This window comes from Primorskyibacter flagellatus (assembly GCF_048268605.1).
GTDB classification, from domain to species: Bacteria; Pseudomonadota; Alphaproteobacteria; order Rhodobacterales; family Rhodobacteraceae; genus Primorskyibacter; species Primorskyibacter flagellatus.
This window is the reverse complement of sequence record NZ_JBLWVF010000002.1, coordinates 91032-106321: the sequence shown is the minus strand read 5'-3', so window position 1 is coordinate 106321 and position 15290 is coordinate 91032. Positions and strand designations below refer to the sequence as shown.

Annotated in this window: 15 protein-coding genes; 10 read left to right on the top strand and 5 right to left on the bottom strand. The window is 62.3% G+C overall.

Annotation, left to right across the window (positions count from 1 at the left end; translation table 11 throughout):
* Nucleotides 1–50 precede the first annotated feature (50 nt).
* The 8 genes from ACN0WV_RS03705 to ACN0WV_RS03670 all read left to right on the top strand — a co-directional run bounded on the left by ACN0WV_RS03705 (nt 51) and on the right by ACN0WV_RS03670 (nt 8583).
* On the top strand, nt 51–968 hold the full coding sequence (locus ACN0WV_RS03705) for a threonine/serine dehydratase (RefSeq protein ID WP_417603904.1): 918 nt from the start codon (nt 51–53) through the stop codon (nt 966–968).
* 83 nt (nt 969–1051) lie between these two features.
* Nucleotides 1052–1879, top strand: coding sequence for a 2,3,4,5-tetrahydropyridine-2,6-dicarboxylate N-succinyltransferase (gene dapD, locus ACN0WV_RS03700; RefSeq protein ID WP_084350615.1), 828 nt, complete (start codon nt 1052–1054; stop codon nt 1877–1879).
* Nucleotides 1880–1958: 79 nt separating this feature from the next.
* Nucleotides 1959–2207, top strand: coding sequence for a GlsB/YeaQ/YmgE family stress response membrane protein (locus tag ACN0WV_RS03695; protein WP_417603903.1), 249 nt, complete (start codon nt 1959–1961; stop codon nt 2205–2207).
* 89 nt (nt 2208–2296) lie between these two features.
* Entirely contained in the window at nt 2297–2635 is a 339-nt protein-coding gene (locus ACN0WV_RS03690; protein WP_084350619.1) for a hypothetical protein, read from the top strand.
* A gap of 231 nt (nt 2636–2866) precedes the next feature.
* Nucleotides 2867–4012, top strand: coding sequence for a succinyl-diaminopimelate desuccinylase (gene dapE / locus ACN0WV_RS03685; protein ID WP_417603902.1), 1146 nt, complete (start codon nt 2867–2869; stop codon nt 4010–4012).
* A gap of 94 nt (nt 4013–4106) precedes the next feature.
* Nucleotides 4107–6365, top strand: a complete 2259-nt coding sequence (gene rnr, locus ACN0WV_RS03680; protein ID WP_417603901.1) for a ribonuclease R — start codon at nt 4107–4109, stop codon at nt 6363–6365.
* A 91-nt stretch (nt 6366–6456) separates the two neighbouring features.
* On the top strand, nt 6457–7188 hold the full coding sequence (locus ACN0WV_RS03675) for a helix-turn-helix transcriptional regulator (protein WP_417603900.1): 732 nt from the start codon (nt 6457–6459) through the stop codon (nt 7186–7188).
* Between the two features lie 51 nt (nt 7189–7239).
* Nucleotides 7240–8583, top strand: a complete 1344-nt coding sequence (locus ACN0WV_RS03670; RefSeq protein ID WP_417603899.1) for a lytic murein transglycosylase — start codon at nt 7240–7242, stop codon at nt 8581–8583.
* Here ACN0WV_RS03670 and ACN0WV_RS03665 read toward each other — a convergent pair.
* The 5 genes from ACN0WV_RS03665 to gpmI all read right to left on the bottom strand — a co-directional run bounded on the left by ACN0WV_RS03665 (nt 8580) and on the right by gpmI (nt 13660).
* Nucleotides 8580–9074: a hypothetical protein gene (locus ACN0WV_RS03665; RefSeq protein WP_417603898.1), complete on the bottom strand. Its 495-nt coding sequence runs from the start codon at nt 9072–9074 to the stop codon at nt 8580–8582. The two genes, ACN0WV_RS03670 and ACN0WV_RS03665, sit on opposite strands and share 4 nt — an antisense overlap.
* Complete coding sequence (locus ACN0WV_RS03660) at nt 9071–9553, bottom strand: RNA pyrophosphohydrolase (RefSeq protein ID WP_417603896.1); 483 nt, start codon at nt 9551–9553, stop codon at nt 9071–9073. Before ACN0WV_RS03660 ends, ACN0WV_RS03665 begins: the two co-directional genes overlap by 4 nt.
* A gap of 97 nt (nt 9554–9650) precedes the next feature.
* Complete coding sequence (locus ACN0WV_RS03655; RefSeq protein WP_417603895.1) at nt 9651–11000, bottom strand: S41 family peptidase; 1350 nt, start codon at nt 10998–11000, stop codon at nt 9651–9653.
* Between the two features lie 3 nt (nt 11001–11003).
* The gene (locus tag ACN0WV_RS03650) at nt 11004–12128 is read right to left on the bottom strand and encodes a murein hydrolase activator EnvC family protein (RefSeq protein ID WP_417603894.1); all 1125 of its coding nucleotides are present in this window, start codon (nt 12126–12128) and stop codon (nt 11004–11006) included.
* Entirely contained in the window at nt 12125–13660 is a 1536-nt protein-coding gene (gene gpmI, locus ACN0WV_RS03645; RefSeq protein WP_417603893.1) for a 2,3-bisphosphoglycerate-independent phosphoglycerate mutase, read from the bottom strand. The genes ACN0WV_RS03650 and gpmI overlap by 4 nt, the downstream gene beginning before the upstream one ends.
* Nucleotides 13661–13850: 190 nt before the next feature.
* Here gpmI and ACN0WV_RS03640 point away from each other — a divergent pair, with 190 nt between their 5' ends.
* Entirely contained in the window at nt 13851–14531 is a 681-nt protein-coding gene (locus ACN0WV_RS03640) for a phosphatidylserine decarboxylase (protein ID WP_417603892.1), read from the top strand.
* A 3-nt stretch (nt 14532–14534) separates the two neighbouring features.
* Nucleotides 14535–15287: a CDP-diacylglycerol--serine O-phosphatidyltransferase gene (gene pssA / locus ACN0WV_RS03635; protein ID WP_084350639.1), complete on the top strand. Its 753-nt coding sequence runs from the start codon at nt 14535–14537 to the stop codon at nt 15285–15287.
* Nucleotides 15288–15290: the final 3 nt, after the last annotated feature.

The following is a 15290-nucleotide window of genomic DNA, read 5'->3' as shown; positions in this document are numbered from 1 at the left end:
CCATGCCTATAGCCTTCGGCAAGGCGATACCAGCAAGCAGGAGACGGCAGGTGAATTGGCAGGATGAGATCGAGTCCGCGGCGCAGCGTATAAGGCCTTTTCTTCGCAAGACACCTACCCTGCGCGCGGAAGGCTTCGGCCTGTCTTACCCGGTTGAGCTGAAGCTGGAGCAGGTACAACACACCGGCAGTTTCAAGGCGCGCGGTGCGTTCAACACGCTGCTGTCGTCAGACGTACCCAAGGCGGGTGTCGTCGCGGCATCCGGCGGCAATCACGGCGCGGCGGTGGGCTTTGCCGCGTCGCGTCTGGGCCACCCGGCCCGGATCTTTGTGCCCGAGATGGCCGGCCCTGCGAAGATCGCCCTGATCCAACGGACCGGTGCGGACCTGACGGTGGTGCCCGGTGCGTATTCGAACGCGCTGGATGCCGCCCGCGATCACGAAGACAGAACCGGTGCGATGCAGATCCACGCCTATGACGCCCCCGCCACGGTGGCCGGTCAAGGCACGGTGATGCGCGAATGGGAGAAACAGGGCCTGGAGGCTGACACCGTGTTGATCGCAGTGGGCGGCGGCGGGTTGATCGCAGGCGCGCTGGCCTGGCTGGGCGACCGCCGCAAGGTCGTGGCTGTCGAGCCTGACACCGCCTGCACCCTACACGCCGCGCTGAAGGCCGACACCCCTGTCGATGTCGAGGTTTCGGGCATCGCCGCCAATGCGCTCGGTGCCAGACGGATCGGCCAGATCTGTTTTGACCTGTCCCGGCACGGCGTGCAGTCCGTACTGGTCAACGACACTGCCATCGCACAGGCGCAGCAGGCGCTTTGGCACGAGACGCGGCAACTGGTCGAACCCGCGGGTGCTACGGCCCTCGCGGCCCTGATGTCCGGCTCTTATCGGCCCAAACCCGGCGAGCGGGTCGCAGTTTTGATCTGCGGTGGGAACCTCGCCCCCGATCCGGTGGCTTGACGTTGCGTCGCCATCTGTGATTGCCGCACCTCCCAGACACGGGTATAGGGCGGCAACGACAATTCGCCCAAACGGAGATACCGATGTCCAACGCACAGCTTGAAACCGCCATCGAAGCCGCCTGGGAGGCGCGCGACACCATCACGCCATCCACCGGCGGCGAGACCCGCGAAGCCATCGAAGACACGCTTAGCGCGCTCGATTCCGGAAAACTGCGTGTGGCAGAGCGTCAGGACAATGGCGATTGGCATGTCAATCAATGGGCCAAGAAGGCGGTATTGCTCGGGTTTCGGATCAAGGACATGGAGTTGCACGACAACGGCCCGCAGGGCTCTGGCTGGTGGGACAAGGTCGACAGCAAGTTCAAGGGCTGGGGCGACAACCAGTGGAAAGCCGCGGGCTTTCGCGCGGTGCCTAACTGTATCGTCCGCAAATCGGCCTATATCGCGCCCGGCGTGGTGCTGATGCCCTCCTTCGTGAACCTTGGCGCCTATGTCGATGAAGGCACGATGGTCGATACATGGGCGACCGTCGGGTCCTGTGCACAGATCGGCAAGGGCGTGCACCTGTCGGGCGGCGTCGGCATCGGCGGCGTTCTGGAACCCATGCAGGCCGGCCCCACCATCATCGAGGATAACTGCTTCATCGGTGCCCGCTCCGAGGTGGTCGAAGGCTGCATTGTCCGCGAAGGCTCTGTCCTTGGCATGGGCGTTTTCATCGGCCAGTCGACCAAGATCGTCGATCGCGAAACCGGTGACGTCATGTATGGCGAGGTTCCACCTTATTCCGTGGTCGTCGCAGGCTCCATGCCATCGAAGAACGGCATCAACCTGTACTGCGCGGTGATCGTCAAACGCGTGGACGCCCGGACCCGCTCCAAGACCGGCATCAACGAGTTGCTGCGCGACTGAATCTGTTTTTTGTCGGAACCTTCCCGCTTGTTGCGACGTTGTTCCTCAGGACAGTTTTGCAATAGCGGGAAGGAATGACATGCAAGGAATAGGTTGGATTGCAGCGATCATCGTGGGCGGCCTCGCCGGATGGATCGCCAGCATGATTATGAAAGCCGATACAGGGATTTTCCTGAACATCATTCTCGGCATCGTCGGCGCGATCGTCGCCAATGCCATCCTTGGTATTCTCGGCATCTTCGCCGCAGGATCGTGGCTCCCGCAGCTGATCGTGGGGATTGTTGGTGCCTGTATCCTTATATGGGGCTACCGCGCCATAAAAAGCTGACGCTTCCCATCACCGGAATTAACGTCTAGGACAGCCCCGCGCATTCCCGCGCGGGGTTTCGCATTTTGCGAGCAAGGAACTTGGCGGACATGACCGAAAAAAAGAAAAAGCCGCAACAGGTCTATACCCTTCTGGTGGAGGTCGGGCGCAAGACCGGCGACGGGCTGCCGAAAGGTGCCAGCGGTGCCGGGCTGATCTGCTTCGCCTCCGGCATTGACGAGGCCGAAGCCGTGCGCGAAACCGTAGCGATCCTCAAGCAGGCCGACATGGCACCGCTCGACGTCACAGGGTACGGCACTGCCGAGGAACGCGCTGCACAAGGCCACGAGATGGACGAGGATGAAACCGCCCTCATGGACCGCGCGCTTAAAGAAAATTCTGTGATCGTGGCCCAGGTCACACCATTCTTCGACAAGGGCAAACCCTGATCCCGAACTGCCGATACGTCAGAAATGACGCGTCACCTCTCCACTTGCTGAATAAAGAGTGCGCGGAAGCGCTCATTTGGATCACGCTGCGCCCGGTAGGAAGCACACCGCCGTGGCGCTTTGCCCCCCGCTTGCCCCGCACAGCGTGATTGGTTTAAAAACCGCAAACCCGTGCAGCCCTTCCAGATCCGCAGCGCGAGCAAGAACAGCCGTCAAGCCGCAGGAGGGCACATGACCCAGATCAATCCAGAAACCCTGACCGCAGCGCTGGTCCGCTGCGCCTCTGTCACCCCCGACGAAGGCGGTGCGCTTATCTTGTTGCAAGACCTTCTCGAAGATGCCGGCTTCATCTGCACACGCGTGGACCGTGGCGGCGTGTCGAATCTCTTCGCGCGGTGGGGCGACAAGGGGCATGCCCGCACATTCGGTTTCAACGGACACACGGATGTCGTGCCGTTGGGGGATCCGGCTGACTGGACCATGCCGCCATTCGGCGCAAAGGTGAAGGACGGGTTTCTCTATGGCCGTGGCGCGACCGACATGAAGTCCGGCGTCGCCGCCTTCGCCGCCGCTGCGGTGGATTTCGTGCGCCAAACACCCCCGGACGGGGCGATCATCCTAACCATCACAGGAGACGAGGAAGGCGACGCCGTGGACGGCACTGTCGCACTGCTGGACTGGATGGACAAGGCAGACGAAGCGATGTCCGTCTGCCTTGTCGGCGAACCCACCTGCCCCGACCATATGGGCCAGATGATGAAAATCGGCCGACGCGGCTCGCTCAATGCCCATGTCACGGTGAAGGGCGTTCAGGGCCATTCCGCCTATCCACACCGCGCGATCAATCCGCTGCATGCGCTTGTCCGGCTGATGGACCGGCTGGCCAGCCACGAGCTTGACACGGGAACGGACCATTTCGACGCCTCGACCCTCGCGGTTGTCACCATCGACACCGGCAACCCGGCCACCAACGTGATCCCGGCAGAGGCGCACGCAACGCTCAACATCCGCTTCAACGACGCGCATTCCGGTGCCAGCCTGTCGGAATGGCTGCGCGCAGAGGCCGCCAAAGCAGACGCGGAATTTGGCACAACGACCGATCTGACCATCAAGATTTCGGGCGAAAGCTTCCTCACCCCGCCCGGCCCACTGTCCGATCTAGTCGCGCGCGCCGTGGAGGCGGAAACCGGCACCGTGCCAGAGGCTTCGACGACCGGCGGCACCTCGGATGCGCGGTTCGTCAAGAACCATTGCCCGGTTGTCGAATTTGGACTGGTCGGACGGACGATGCATCAGGTTGACGAGCGTGTCGAGGTTGCTCAGATCCATCAGCTGAAACGTATCTACACCCGGATGCTGCAAGACTACTTCGCCTGATATTTTCAGAGACGGCGGGCAGACGCGCGGTGCCCCAAAGAACCGCACATTTTTCGCAATGACGCGCGTCATGCGGCGTGATACGCCGTTGAATATGAAAACACTGCCCACAAAGGCGGAGATCCTGGATTGGATCGCCGCCAACCCGACCCTCAGCGCCAAACGCGACATTGCCAAAGCCTTTGGCATCAAAGGTGCCGCGCGTATAGACCTCAAGCGCCTGCTCAAGGAGCTGGAGGCCGAAGGGCATCTTGAAAAGCGCAAGAAAACCTATCGCGACCCGGACCGCCTGCCGCCGGTCAGCGTCTTGCAGGTCAAGGCACCGACCGCCGATGGTGATCTTTTCGCGCGGCCCTTGGAATGGCATGGCGAAGGGGTGGAACCCATCGTCCTGATCGTCACCCGCGCCAGTGATCCGGCCCTGGGCGAGGGTGACCGCATCCTTGGAAAGCTTCAGGTCGTGCATGAAGAGGACCACAATTACGAAGCGCGCGTGATCCGCCGGATCGGCACCAATCCGCAGCGCGTTGTCGGCATCTTCCGCAAGGGTGCCGAGGGCGGGCGCATTGTAGGTATCGACAAAGGCTCTGACAAGGAATGGAGCGTGCCTGACGACGCGGCACACGGCGCGAAAGACGGCGAGTTGGTCGAGGCGGAACAGGCAGGCCCCAAGGGCCGCATGGGCCTGCCACGCGCCCGCATTGTCGAACGGCTGGGCGACCCGTCTGCCCCCAAGGCCGTGTCGCTGATTGCCATTCACCAGCACGGCATCCCGGACAGCTTTCCCGACGAGGTCATCGCAGAGGCCGACGCGATGAAGCCCGCAGGCCTGAAGGGCCGCGAGGATCTGCGCGACCTGCCCCTGATCACCATCGATCCCGTGGATGCGCGCGACCGCGATGACGCATGCTTTGCCCAGCCTGATGATGATCCCAAGAATGACGGCGGCCATATCGTCTGGGTCGCCATTGCCGATGTGGCGCATTATGTCCGCCCCGGTTCTGCGCTTGATCACGAGGCGCGCAAACGCGGCAATTCCAGCTATTTTCCCGACCGCGTTGTGCCGATGCTGCCGGACCGGCTATCGGGGGATCTGTGCTCGCTGCACGAAGGCGTTCCGCGCGCCTGTATGGCCGTGCGGATGCGGATTGACGCGCATGGTCAGAAACTGGATCACCGCTTCGTGCGCGGGATGATGCGCTCGCCTGCCGCGCTAAGCTACCGCGAGGTGCAGGACGGGATGGATGGCACGCCAAGCGACAAGGTTGCGCCGTTGATGGACGACGTGATCCGCCCGCTATTTGACGCCTATTACGCGTTGCGCGATGCCCGCAACGCGCGCCAGCCGCTGGATCTTGACCTGCCGGAACGCAAGATCGTTCTGGACGAGAAAGGCAACGTGACCTCGGTGAACTTTTCGGAACGCTTTGACGCGCACCGCCTGATCGAGGAATTCATGGTGCTGGCCAATGTCGCCGCCGCCGAAACCCTGATCGCCAAACGCACGCCGCTGTTGTTCCGGGTGCATGAGGAACCGCCGCCCGAAAAGCTGGATGCGCTGCGCGAGACGGCACAGGCGGCCGGGCTGACGCTTGCCAAGGGGCAGGTGTTGAAAACTGCGCATCTCAACAAACTGTTGCATGACGCGGCTGGCACGGATGAGGCGGAACTGATCAACATATCCACGCTTCGGTCGATGACGCAGGCCTATTACAACGCGGAAAATTTCGGCCATTTCGGGCTGGCCCTGAAATCCTACGCGCATTTCACCTCGCCCATCCGGCGCTACGCCGACCTGATCGTGCACCGTGCGCTGATCACCGCGCATGGCTGGGGGGATGACGGTTTGTCGCCTCAGGAAATCGAGGGGCTGGAGACCACGGCGCAGCACATCTCGGATACCGAACGCCGGTCGATGATGGCCGAGCGCGACACCACGGATCGGTATCTGGCCTCTTATCTGTCCGAACGGGTCGGTGCCGAAATGGGTGGACGGATCTCGGGGATTGCGCGGTTCGGTGCCTTTGTAAAGCTGGACGAAACCGGGGCGGATGGGTTGATCCCGATGCGCAATATCGGGTCGGAATATTTCCATTTTGACGCCGAAACGGCAACGCTGATGGGCGCGGATTCAGGCATAGAGATTGGCCTTGGCCAGCGCGTGACCGTGCGTCTGACCGAAGCTGTGCCGGTAACGGGGGGCATTGCGCTGGAACTTCTGGCGCTGGACGGTCAGACCATGCCGACCGGGCGGGCCCGATCCGGCAAACGCGGCGCCCCGCCCCGTCGTAAAGCCAGCAAGGCAAAGAAAAAGGCGGCAAGCGTCAAACGCAAAAGCACTCGCCGCCGCTAAACAACCGTGAGACTGGGCATTCTCCGCAATTCTGGGGTGGAACGTCGGCCTCCTGTCAATTTCTGTCAGCATCTGGCAGCATGATCGCGATATGAGCCGAACCGACCGATTATTGCACCTGATGCAGGGGCTGCGCAGCCTCGACCCGCCGGTGACTGCCGCCCGGCTGGCGCGCGAACTGGACGTCACCGAACGCACGATCTACCGCGACATCGCCACGCTGCGCGGGTTGGGCGCTGTGATAGATGGCGCGGCGGGGTTCGGATATACCGTGACCGAGGACGCCAGCCTGCCACCGCTTGCCTTCGACGACGAAGAGCTGGAGGCGCTGGTGCTGGGCTTGCGTGAGGTCGAAGCCGTGGCCGATCCGCATCTGGCCGCAGCCGCGACGGCGGCGTTGTCCAAGCTGCGCGGTCGACTGCCAGACCGTCAGGCGCACAGGTTGCAACATGCCGTGCTGACCGCGCACCGGTTTGCGCCGCCACCGCAAGCGACGGTGGATCTGCGCAGTTTGCGAAAGGCCGCCTGGGACGAGATGGAAATCCGCATCGCCTATCGCGACAAGAACGCGTGTGCGACCACCCGCCAGGTACGCCCGCTGCAAATCGTGTTCTTTCAGGACAGCCATTGCCTGCTGGCCTGGTGCTGTCTGCGGCAGGATTTCCGCGCCTTCCGGCTGGATCGCATCACCGAACTGGAGGTTACCGGTCCCAGCTTTCGTCCTCATCGGACGTCATTGCTGCGCGCGCATCTGGCACTGTTACGCGGCGGCGATCCGGCGATGGGCGAAACCCCGCGAACCGGACGCGGGGCGCTTTCGTAAGAGACGAAAATTGGCTATGATTCCGGTGATTTTGCCCGATTGAGGTATCCAATGTTTCGTTGCTCCGCCCCCGCCCTTCTGTCGCTGATATTGATGACGTCAGGCGCGGGCGCGAACCCGGTCGACAGCTCTGTCCGGCCCGTATCCCGCCCGTCAGATCCTCTGGTGGCGCAAATCGTTCAACTGGTCGCGCCAGCATCCTCGATCCGTCCGATAATGCGACCGAAATCGCGCTCGGTTACCGCGACCGTCACACCGGTGGTGGACACGGCCTCGCAAAGCAAGCTGATGCGCTGGGTCGCGGGGTTTCGCGGCCGGGCTTTGGGGGCAGGCATCAAGCCTTCGGTCTTCGATGCGGCATTCCGCAACGTCCGCTATGACCCGGAGGCAATCCGCCGCGACCGCAACCAAGCGGAGTTTACCAAATCCATCGGCGATTACCTTGCCTCTGCTGCCTCGGACTCGCGCGTGGAAAATGGCAAGGCCGCGCTGCGCGAACATGGCCGCGCGCTGGAAGCGATAGAGGCGCGTTACGGCGTCGAAAAAGAGGTGGTTGCCGCAGTTTGGGGCATGGAAAGCGCCTATGGCACGCGGCGCGGCGAAGACCCGGTGATCAGCTCACTGGCGACACTGGCCTTTGACGGACGTCGCGGAAAATTCTTCGAGCAGCAGTTGATCGCGGCGCTGGAAATCCTGCAATCGAACGACACCACACCCGAAAGCATGACCGGCAGCTGGGCGGGCGCGATGGGGCATACCCAGTTCATCCCGACCTCCTACCTTGCTCTGGCGGTGGACTTCACGGGCGATGGCAAACGCGACATCTGGTCGGATGATCCAACCGACGCATTGGCCTCGACCGCGAACTATCTGGCCAAAAGCGGCTGGAAAAAAGGGCAACCCTGGGGGGTAGAGGTCCGCATTCCGCGCGGCTTTGACTATTCACAAGCGCGCCGCGACCTGACCAAGATGCCCAGCGAATGGGCGCGGCTTGGCGTGACGGACATGAATGGCAACGCCGTTCGAGATTTCGGGCAGGCCTCGGTAATGCTGCCTGCGGGCGCGCAGGGGGCCGCGTTCCTGATCTTTTCCAACTTCAAGGCAATCGAGCGCTATAATGCCGCCGATGCCTATGTGATCGGTGTCGGCCACCTCAGCGACCGCCTGCGCGGCGCCGCCCCGATTCAGGCGGCTTGGCCGACCGGCGACCGGACGTTGAAATATGCAGAGCGCAAGGAAATGCAGCAGCGGCTGACAGCAGCCGGGTTCAACACTGGCGGCGTGGATGGCAGAGTCGGACCGAAGACAAAGGCCGCGATGCAGGCGTACCAGAAATCCGTCGGCATGATCCCGGACGGCTATGCCTCGCTAAGCCTGCTGAACCGTTTGCGCTAGGGGCGCTGCACGTCGTCCAGCGGGCAATCGCCCGTGGTGCAGGCCAGAACACGCGCCTGCATTTCCGGTGTTGGTTCGGGATGGCTGAGGCCGCCGCACGGGTCCACATGCATCACGAGGCCTTGCTCTGTGCTTTCGACAAAACTCAGATAGCGCGTGTCGGGTTGCGGGCTGGCACACCACGGGCCGAAGCAATGTACGCGCAGGATGACATCGCGGTCAAACTCTGCCGTGAATCCGCCACTTGTCAGCGTTTTTCCGGTCAGATGCGCGGCAATGTCCGTCTCTGGCGGGGTCGCGCTTTGGTTGTCATAGTCCACAACCGGCAGGCCCGACGGATCAAAGCTTAGCATTCCCGTCACAACAAAATAGGTCTCGTCCGCAGAGGCCGCCTGTGCGTAGTCACGCGCAACGTCGGGGCGCATGCAGGACAGCGCATTTGCCTGACCTGCCACAAGCATCAACAGGGCTGCGATACTGGTTCGGGTCATAGATGATCCTCGAAATCGGCCAGCACGCGGGCATAGACCTCGCGCTTGAAGGGAACGATGTTTTCGACCAGTTCCGATACAGGCAGCCAGCGCCACTCGGAAAACTCCGGATGGTCGGTGGCGATGTTCACCTGATCGTCCCTGCCGTGAAAGCGCAGCAGGAACCATTTCTGCTTCTGTCCGCGAAACCGGCCCTTCCAGATGCGCGGGACAAGATCATGCGGCAGATCATAGGGCAGCCAGTTTTTGGATTCCGCCTCGACCGTCACCAGATCGGCGGGCACGCCCGTCTCTTCCCATAACTCGCGCAGGGCGGCGTCGCGTGGGGTTTCGTCCTTGTCCACGCCGCCTTGCGGCATCTGCCAGGCGGGAGCGTCGTTATCAATGCGTTGCCCGACAAAGACGTGACCCTCCGCGTTAACCAGCATGAGGCCGACGCAGGGACGATAGGGCAGTTCAGCAATATCTTCGGGGGTCATGTCCCGCCTCTCCGTCTGGCAAGGCCCGGCAAAGATGTGCTTCACCGGGCCTGTCCGGGGGTTCCGGCCGGCGCGGAAAACCCGCGCCGACCCTGGATCAGTCCTTGGGGCCGAGGGCTGACAGGCCTTTGAGGATGTCGATGGCATATGCCAGCTGGTAGTCATCCTCGCGACGCTTGGCCGCCGCTTCTGCCTTGGCGCGGTCTTCCTCGATCTGGCGGATCTCATCCTCTGTCAGGCTGTCATTATCCAAGCTCCCGCGCAGGTCCGCCTCGGAGCGGAGCAACTGGTTCGCGCCCTCTTCTTCTTCGGTCTCTTCATTCGGCGTGCGGCGAGGTTGTTCAACGACGATGTCCGGGGACACGCCCAGTGCCTGAATTGACCGGCCCGACGGCGTGTAATAGCGCGCCGTGGTCAGACGCATCGCGCCGTCGCCGCGCAGCGGCATGACCGTCTGAACAGAGCCTTTGCCAAAGCTCTTGGTGCCAACGACGATGGCGCGGCGGTGATCCTGAAGCGCGCCGGCAACGATCTCGGAGGCCGAGGCAGACCCGCCATTGATCAGCACGACCAGCGGCTTGCCTTGCGAAAGGTCGCCCTCGACATAGCTTTCGGCGTTGTAGCGGTCGCCATCCACCAGATCACGGCCACGAGTCGAAACGATCTCGCCCTGTTCAAGAAACGCGTCCGACACCTTGATCGCCTGGGTCAGCAACCCGCCGGGGTTGTTGCGCAAGTCAAGAACGATGCCGTTCACCTTGTCCATGCCGCCTGCCGCCTCAACCTGTTCAGCCAGCCCTTCTTGCAGATTGGGGAAGGTCTGGTCGTTGAACGTGGTCACGCGCAGCACAACGGTATCGCCTTCAAGACGCGTGCGCACAGCCGTCAGCTTGATCGTGTCGCGGATGATCGAGACATCGAAGGGTTCCGGGCTGCCTTCGCGCACCACGGTGACGATAATCTCGGACCCGACGGGTCCGCGCATCAGGTCCACGGCCTGATCCAGCGTCAGGCCAAGCACCGACTCGCCGTCGACATGGGTGATGAAGTCGCCCGATTCCATACCGGCCTCGTCAGCGGGAGTGCCATCGATCGGCGAGACCACCTTGACGAAGCCCTCTTCCTGCGTGACCTCGATCCCGAGTCCGCCAAATTCGCCACGGGTCTGCACCCGCATGGCGTCAGCGTCATCAGGCGACAGATAGCTGGAATGCGGATCAAGCGAGGTCAGCATGCCGTTGATCGCGGCTTCGATCAGGTCGCCCTCATCGACTTCCTCGACATATTGCGCGCGGATCCTCTCGAAGATGTCGCCAAAAAGATCGAGCTGTTCATAGACATTGCCCGATTTGCTCTGCTCTTGCGCCAGCAGCGGCCCAACGAACTGCGTCGTCGCGACTATGCCTGCCAGAGTGCCGCCCAGTGCAGCCATCACAAACTTCTTCATGCGTCATCCCTTGTCGGTTGAGAACCACGTCAGGGGGTCGACGGGATCGTCTCCCTCTCTGACTTCCATATAGAGCGTTTCTGTCCATTGGGCGCCACCCCCCTCACCTGACTGTGACAGCCCCTCATCTGCCGCCGGCATCTCTCCCCCCATCAGGCCGACGGGACTGCCGGCGGGCAGGACCTGCCCGATGCGGCCGTAAACCTGATCCAGCCCTGCCAGAACGAACAGCAAATCGGCCTGCGGTTCAAGGATTGTGACCAACCCGTAATCCAGAAGCGGTCCGACATAGCGGATCGTTGCCGCCGTCGGCGTGGTGACAAGCGCGCGGGACCGGGTGCCCACGACGATGCCGGGGCGTTCGACGCCCGCCGCATCCTTTTCGCCCGCTCCGCGCAGGATCTTGCCCGGCACAGGCAGTTCCAGATAGCCCTTGCGATCCGAAATCGCCGGCAGGCTGCCCGGCTCTTCGTCCTGTGTAATCTCGCCCAGACCTGCGGCGAAGTCGTTCAGCGTATCGGTTCCGGCAATCAGGATCGCGGTGCGCACCGGATCTTCGGTGAAGCGTCGCGGCAGGTCCGTGCGGCTGTCGATGGCCTGGCTCAGTTCGGTCCGCGCCAGCTGCACGCCTTGCAGCCCTTCGGTCAGGCGTTGCTCTGCCTCTTGTTGCAATTGCCGCAGGTCGGACACTTCTTTCAGATCTTCCTTCAGCGCGGTTGCACGCGTGGCAAGCGCCGGGGTGACATCGGCCAAGAGCATCCCCGCCCGCGCGGTTCCGGTCGGGCCGGACGGATGCAGGGCAAGCACCGGCGTTTCGGAATTGCCGATGGTCATCAGCGCGCCCAGAAGATCGGAAATCTCGGCCTCTCGTTCCGCCAGATCGGCGCGCAGGTCCATTTCGCGCAGCGACACCCGTCGCAATCCCTCGCGCATGGCCGAAAGCCCGTCCTCATAGGCGCGCACCGTGGTGGTCAGTGCCTTCACGCGGTCGCGCGCGCTGTCGGCATCGTCCAACTGCTCTGACGCCTGTTCCAGCGCTTTTGCCGCCGCGCGTGCTGCGACGGCGGGGTCGTCCTGCGCCAGCGCCGGTGCTGCCAGAAAGATCAGGAACAGTGCAACGTATTTCATCGCCGGATCAGGCTTTCCCCGGTCATTTCAGCGGGCTTGTCCAGCCCCATCAATTCCAGCAGCGTCGGGGCGAGATCCGCCAACCGACCGTTGCGAAGTGTCGCGCCTTCGGGGCCGCCAACCAGCAGCACAGGCACGGGATTGGTGGTGTGCGCCGTATGCGGCCCACCGGTGTCCGGGTCCACCATGGTTTCGCAATTGCCATGGTCGGCAGTGACGATCATCGCGCCGCCTGCTTCTTTCAACGCTTCGACGACGCGGCCAAGACCTTCGTCCACGGCGGCACAGGCTTTCATAGCCGCTTGCAGATCGCCCGTATGTCCGACCATGTCGGGATTGGCATAGTTGGTCACGATCAGGTCGTAGCCTTGCTTGATGGCCTCGACAAACTTGTCCGTCACCTCGACCGAGGACATTTCGGGCTGCAAGTCATAGGTCGCCACCTTGGGCGAGGACGGCATGAACCGGTCCTCGTTTTCCTCGGGCTTTTCGCGACCGCCATTCAGGAAGAACGTCACATGCGGATATTTTTCGGTCTCTGCGAGGCGGAACTGGGTCTTGCCGTGATGTGACACCCATTCGCCCAGCGTGTTGACGATCACCCGCTTCGGGTAGGCCGTCTGCATATAGGTCTTATGTGCGTCGGAATATTCCACCATGCCCAACATCCGGGCAAAGGTGGGCTTTGCGCGGCGCTCGAACCCGTCGAAGTCGGGCGCACCGATGGAGGCCAGAATTTCGCGCGCACGGTCGGCGCGGAAGTTGAGGCAAAAGAACCCGTCGCCTTCGGACATGCCGGCATAATCGCCGATCACGGTCGCGGGTATGAATTCGTCGTTCTTGCCCTGCGCGTAGGATTGCACCACGGCCTCGACAGGATCGGCCGCCGTGGCCGTGCCTTTGCCCTCGATCATCGCCGCATAGGCGGTCTCCACCCGGTCCCAGCGGTTGTCGCGATCCATCGCATAATACCGTCCGATGACGGTGGCGATTGTCACAGGCGCGCCCGAGCGTCCTGCCGCCCAACCCACCAGTTCCTGGACAAAGCCTTTTGCCGAATCCGGGGCCACGTCGCGCCCATCGGTGATGGCGTGCAGATAAACCGGCACGCCCGCATCCGCGATCATCGCCATGGCGGCCTTGATATGGCTGATATGGCCATGCACACCGCCATCCGACACGACCCCCATCAGATGCGCCGCGCCGCCGGTATCTTTCAGCTTTGCGATAAAGGCGTTGATCGCTTCATTGCTGAAAAACGACCCATCCTCGATGGCAAGGTCGATCTGGCCCAGATCCATCGCCACAACACGCCCCGCGCCGATATTGGTGTGGCCAACTTCGGAATTGCCCATCTGACCGGTCGGCAGGCCGACATCCGGTCCATGCGTGACAAGCTGTGCATGCGGGCAGGTCTGCGCAAGATGGTCCATTGTCGGGGTGTCGGCCAAGGCAGGCGCATTCGCCTCTTGCCGGTCGGACAGGCCCCAGCCGTCGAGAATACACAGAACAACGGGTTTGGGATGTCTCATCAAGGGCGTCTCCGTGTTTCTTCTATCGGCTGTCTACCCCAACGCTCGAATGAAGCGAAGCGGGTTTTGAGGTAAATCCGCCGGGTCAATGCGCCGTTTTCCACCCACAGGGCGTTACATCCCCTTCAAACTTGCGCGCAAGGCGACTAGGCATAGGCAAGTCATTCTTACCGGATCAGGACACCCGCCCATGAAGATGCTGGATACTTTCATCAAACCGATGCATCCGGAGGGACGCAAATTCGTTGCGATCTTCGCCGCGATCACCCTGGTGCTGTTCTTCGTCTGGGAGGTTCTGGGCTGGATCGGCGTTGGTGCCACGGTGTGGTGCTACTACTTCTTCCGCGACCCCGAACGCGTCACGCCGAAACGCAAAGGCGTTCTGGTCAGCCCGGCAGATGGCGTCATCTCGTTGATCGAACCCGCCATCCCGCCAAAAGAGCTGGGGATGGGCGAGCGCGCCCTGACCCGCGTCAGCGTTTTCATGAACGTGTTCAACTGCCATGTGAACCGAGCCCCCATCGCCGGCACCGTGTCACAGGTGGCGTATCGTCCGGGCAAGTTTCTGAACGCGTCGCTTGACAAGGCCAGCGTTGACAACGAACGCAACAGCCTGCGGATCGACATGGCAGACGGGCGGTCCATCGCCGTGGTGCAGATCGCCGGGCTGGTTGCTCGCCGCATCGTTTGCTGGACAGATCCCGGCACGACCCTAGCCACGGGCGAACGGTTTGGCCTGATCCGCTTTGGCTCGCGGCTGGATGTGTACCTGCCCGATGGTGTGGCACCTCTCGTCAGCATAGGTCAGACGATGGTGGCCGGAGAGACCGTCATCGCTGACCTGTCCGATGCTCCCGCACGGGTTGACTGAGCAATGTCGTCACAGACAGAGCCACCCCGCAAGGATTTCGCGCTGATCCACCTGCTGCCCAACATGTTGACCATCGGGTCGATCTGCGCGGGCCTGACCGCCATCCGGGCCGGCACCCAGGGCGATTTTCTGACAGCAGTCCTGCTGATCTTTGCCGCCTGCGTTCTTGACGGGCTGGATGGGCGTCTGGCCCGCGCGCTGAAAGTCGACAGCAAGATGGGGGCCGAACTGGATTCGCTGGCCGATTTCCTGAATTTCGGCGTCGCCCCGCCATTGCTACTGTATTTCTGGGCATTGCAGGACACGCGCAGCGCGGGCTGGCTTTCCGTCCTGATCTACACCGTCTGCTGCGTCGTCCGCCTTGCCCGGTTCAATGTCAGCACGAAAGCCACGGAACCCACGATCAGCCGGGCCTATTTTGTCGGTGTTCCCTCACCGGCAGGCGCGATGCTGGTAATGCTGCCGATGTACCTGTCCTTTGCATTCACCGACCGGTCGCTGGTGCCGGATGCGCTGATCTGCATCTACATGGTGGGGGTCGGCCTTCTGATGATCAGCCGCATCCCGACATGGTCTTTCAAAAGCACGCGGGTGTCGCGGGAAAACGTAAAATATTTCCTTGTCGCGGTGGCTTTTGTGGGGGCGGCAGTGCTGACTTATGCATGGATCGCCTTGATCGCGCTGTGTCTGGGTTATATCGCAACGGTAGCCTGGGCACTTCTGGTGCATCGTCGGAAACGCATTCGCAAAGGGTAGACT

Excerpts from the sequence above, each read along its gene's own strand:
- dapD (WP_084350615.1), top strand. The coding sequence starts at position 1,052 with ATGTCCAACGCACAGCTTGAAACCGCCATCGAAGCCGCCTGGGAGGCG.
- ACN0WV_RS03695 (WP_417603903.1), top strand. The coding sequence starts at position 1,959 with ATGCAAGGAATAGGTTGGATTGCAGCGATCATCGTGGGCGGCCTCGCC.
- ACN0WV_RS03690 (WP_084350619.1), top strand. The coding sequence starts at position 2,297 with ATGACCGAAAAAAAGAAAAAGCCGCAACAGGTCTATACCCTTCTGGTG.
- dapE (WP_417603902.1), top strand. The coding sequence starts at position 2,867 with ATGACCCAGATCAATCCAGAAACCCTGACCGCAGCGCTGGTCCGCTGC.
- rnr (WP_417603901.1), top strand. The coding sequence starts at position 4,107 with ATGAAAACACTGCCCACAAAGGCGGAGATCCTGGATTGGATCGCCGCC.
- ACN0WV_RS03675 (WP_417603900.1), top strand. The coding sequence starts at position 6,457 with ATGAGCCGAACCGACCGATTATTGCACCTGATGCAGGGGCTGCGCAGC.
- ACN0WV_RS03670 (WP_417603899.1), top strand. The coding sequence starts at position 7,240 with ATGTTTCGTTGCTCCGCCCCCGCCCTTCTGTCGCTGATATTGATGACG.
- ACN0WV_RS03665 (WP_417603898.1), bottom strand. The coding sequence starts at position 9,074 with ATGACCCGAACCAGTATCGCAGCCCTGTTGATGCTTGTGGCAGGTCAG.
- ACN0WV_RS03660 (WP_417603896.1), bottom strand. The coding sequence starts at position 9,553 with ATGACCCCCGAAGATATTGCTGAACTGCCCTATCGTCCCTGCGTCGGC.
- ACN0WV_RS03655 (WP_417603895.1), bottom strand. The coding sequence starts at position 11,000 with ATGAAGAAGTTTGTGATGGCTGCACTGGGCGGCACTCTGGCAGGCATA.
- ACN0WV_RS03650 (WP_417603894.1), bottom strand. The coding sequence starts at position 12,128 with ATGAAATACGTTGCACTGTTCCTGATCTTTCTGGCAGCACCGGCGCTG.
- gpmI (WP_417603893.1), bottom strand. The coding sequence starts at position 13,660 with ATGAGACATCCCAAACCCGTTGTTCTGTGTATTCTCGACGGCTGGGGC.
- ACN0WV_RS03640 (WP_417603892.1), top strand. The coding sequence starts at position 13,851 with ATGAAGATGCTGGATACTTTCATCAAACCGATGCATCCGGAGGGACGC.
- pssA (WP_084350639.1), top strand. The coding sequence starts at position 14,535 with ATGTCGTCACAGACAGAGCCACCCCGCAAGGATTTCGCGCTGATCCAC.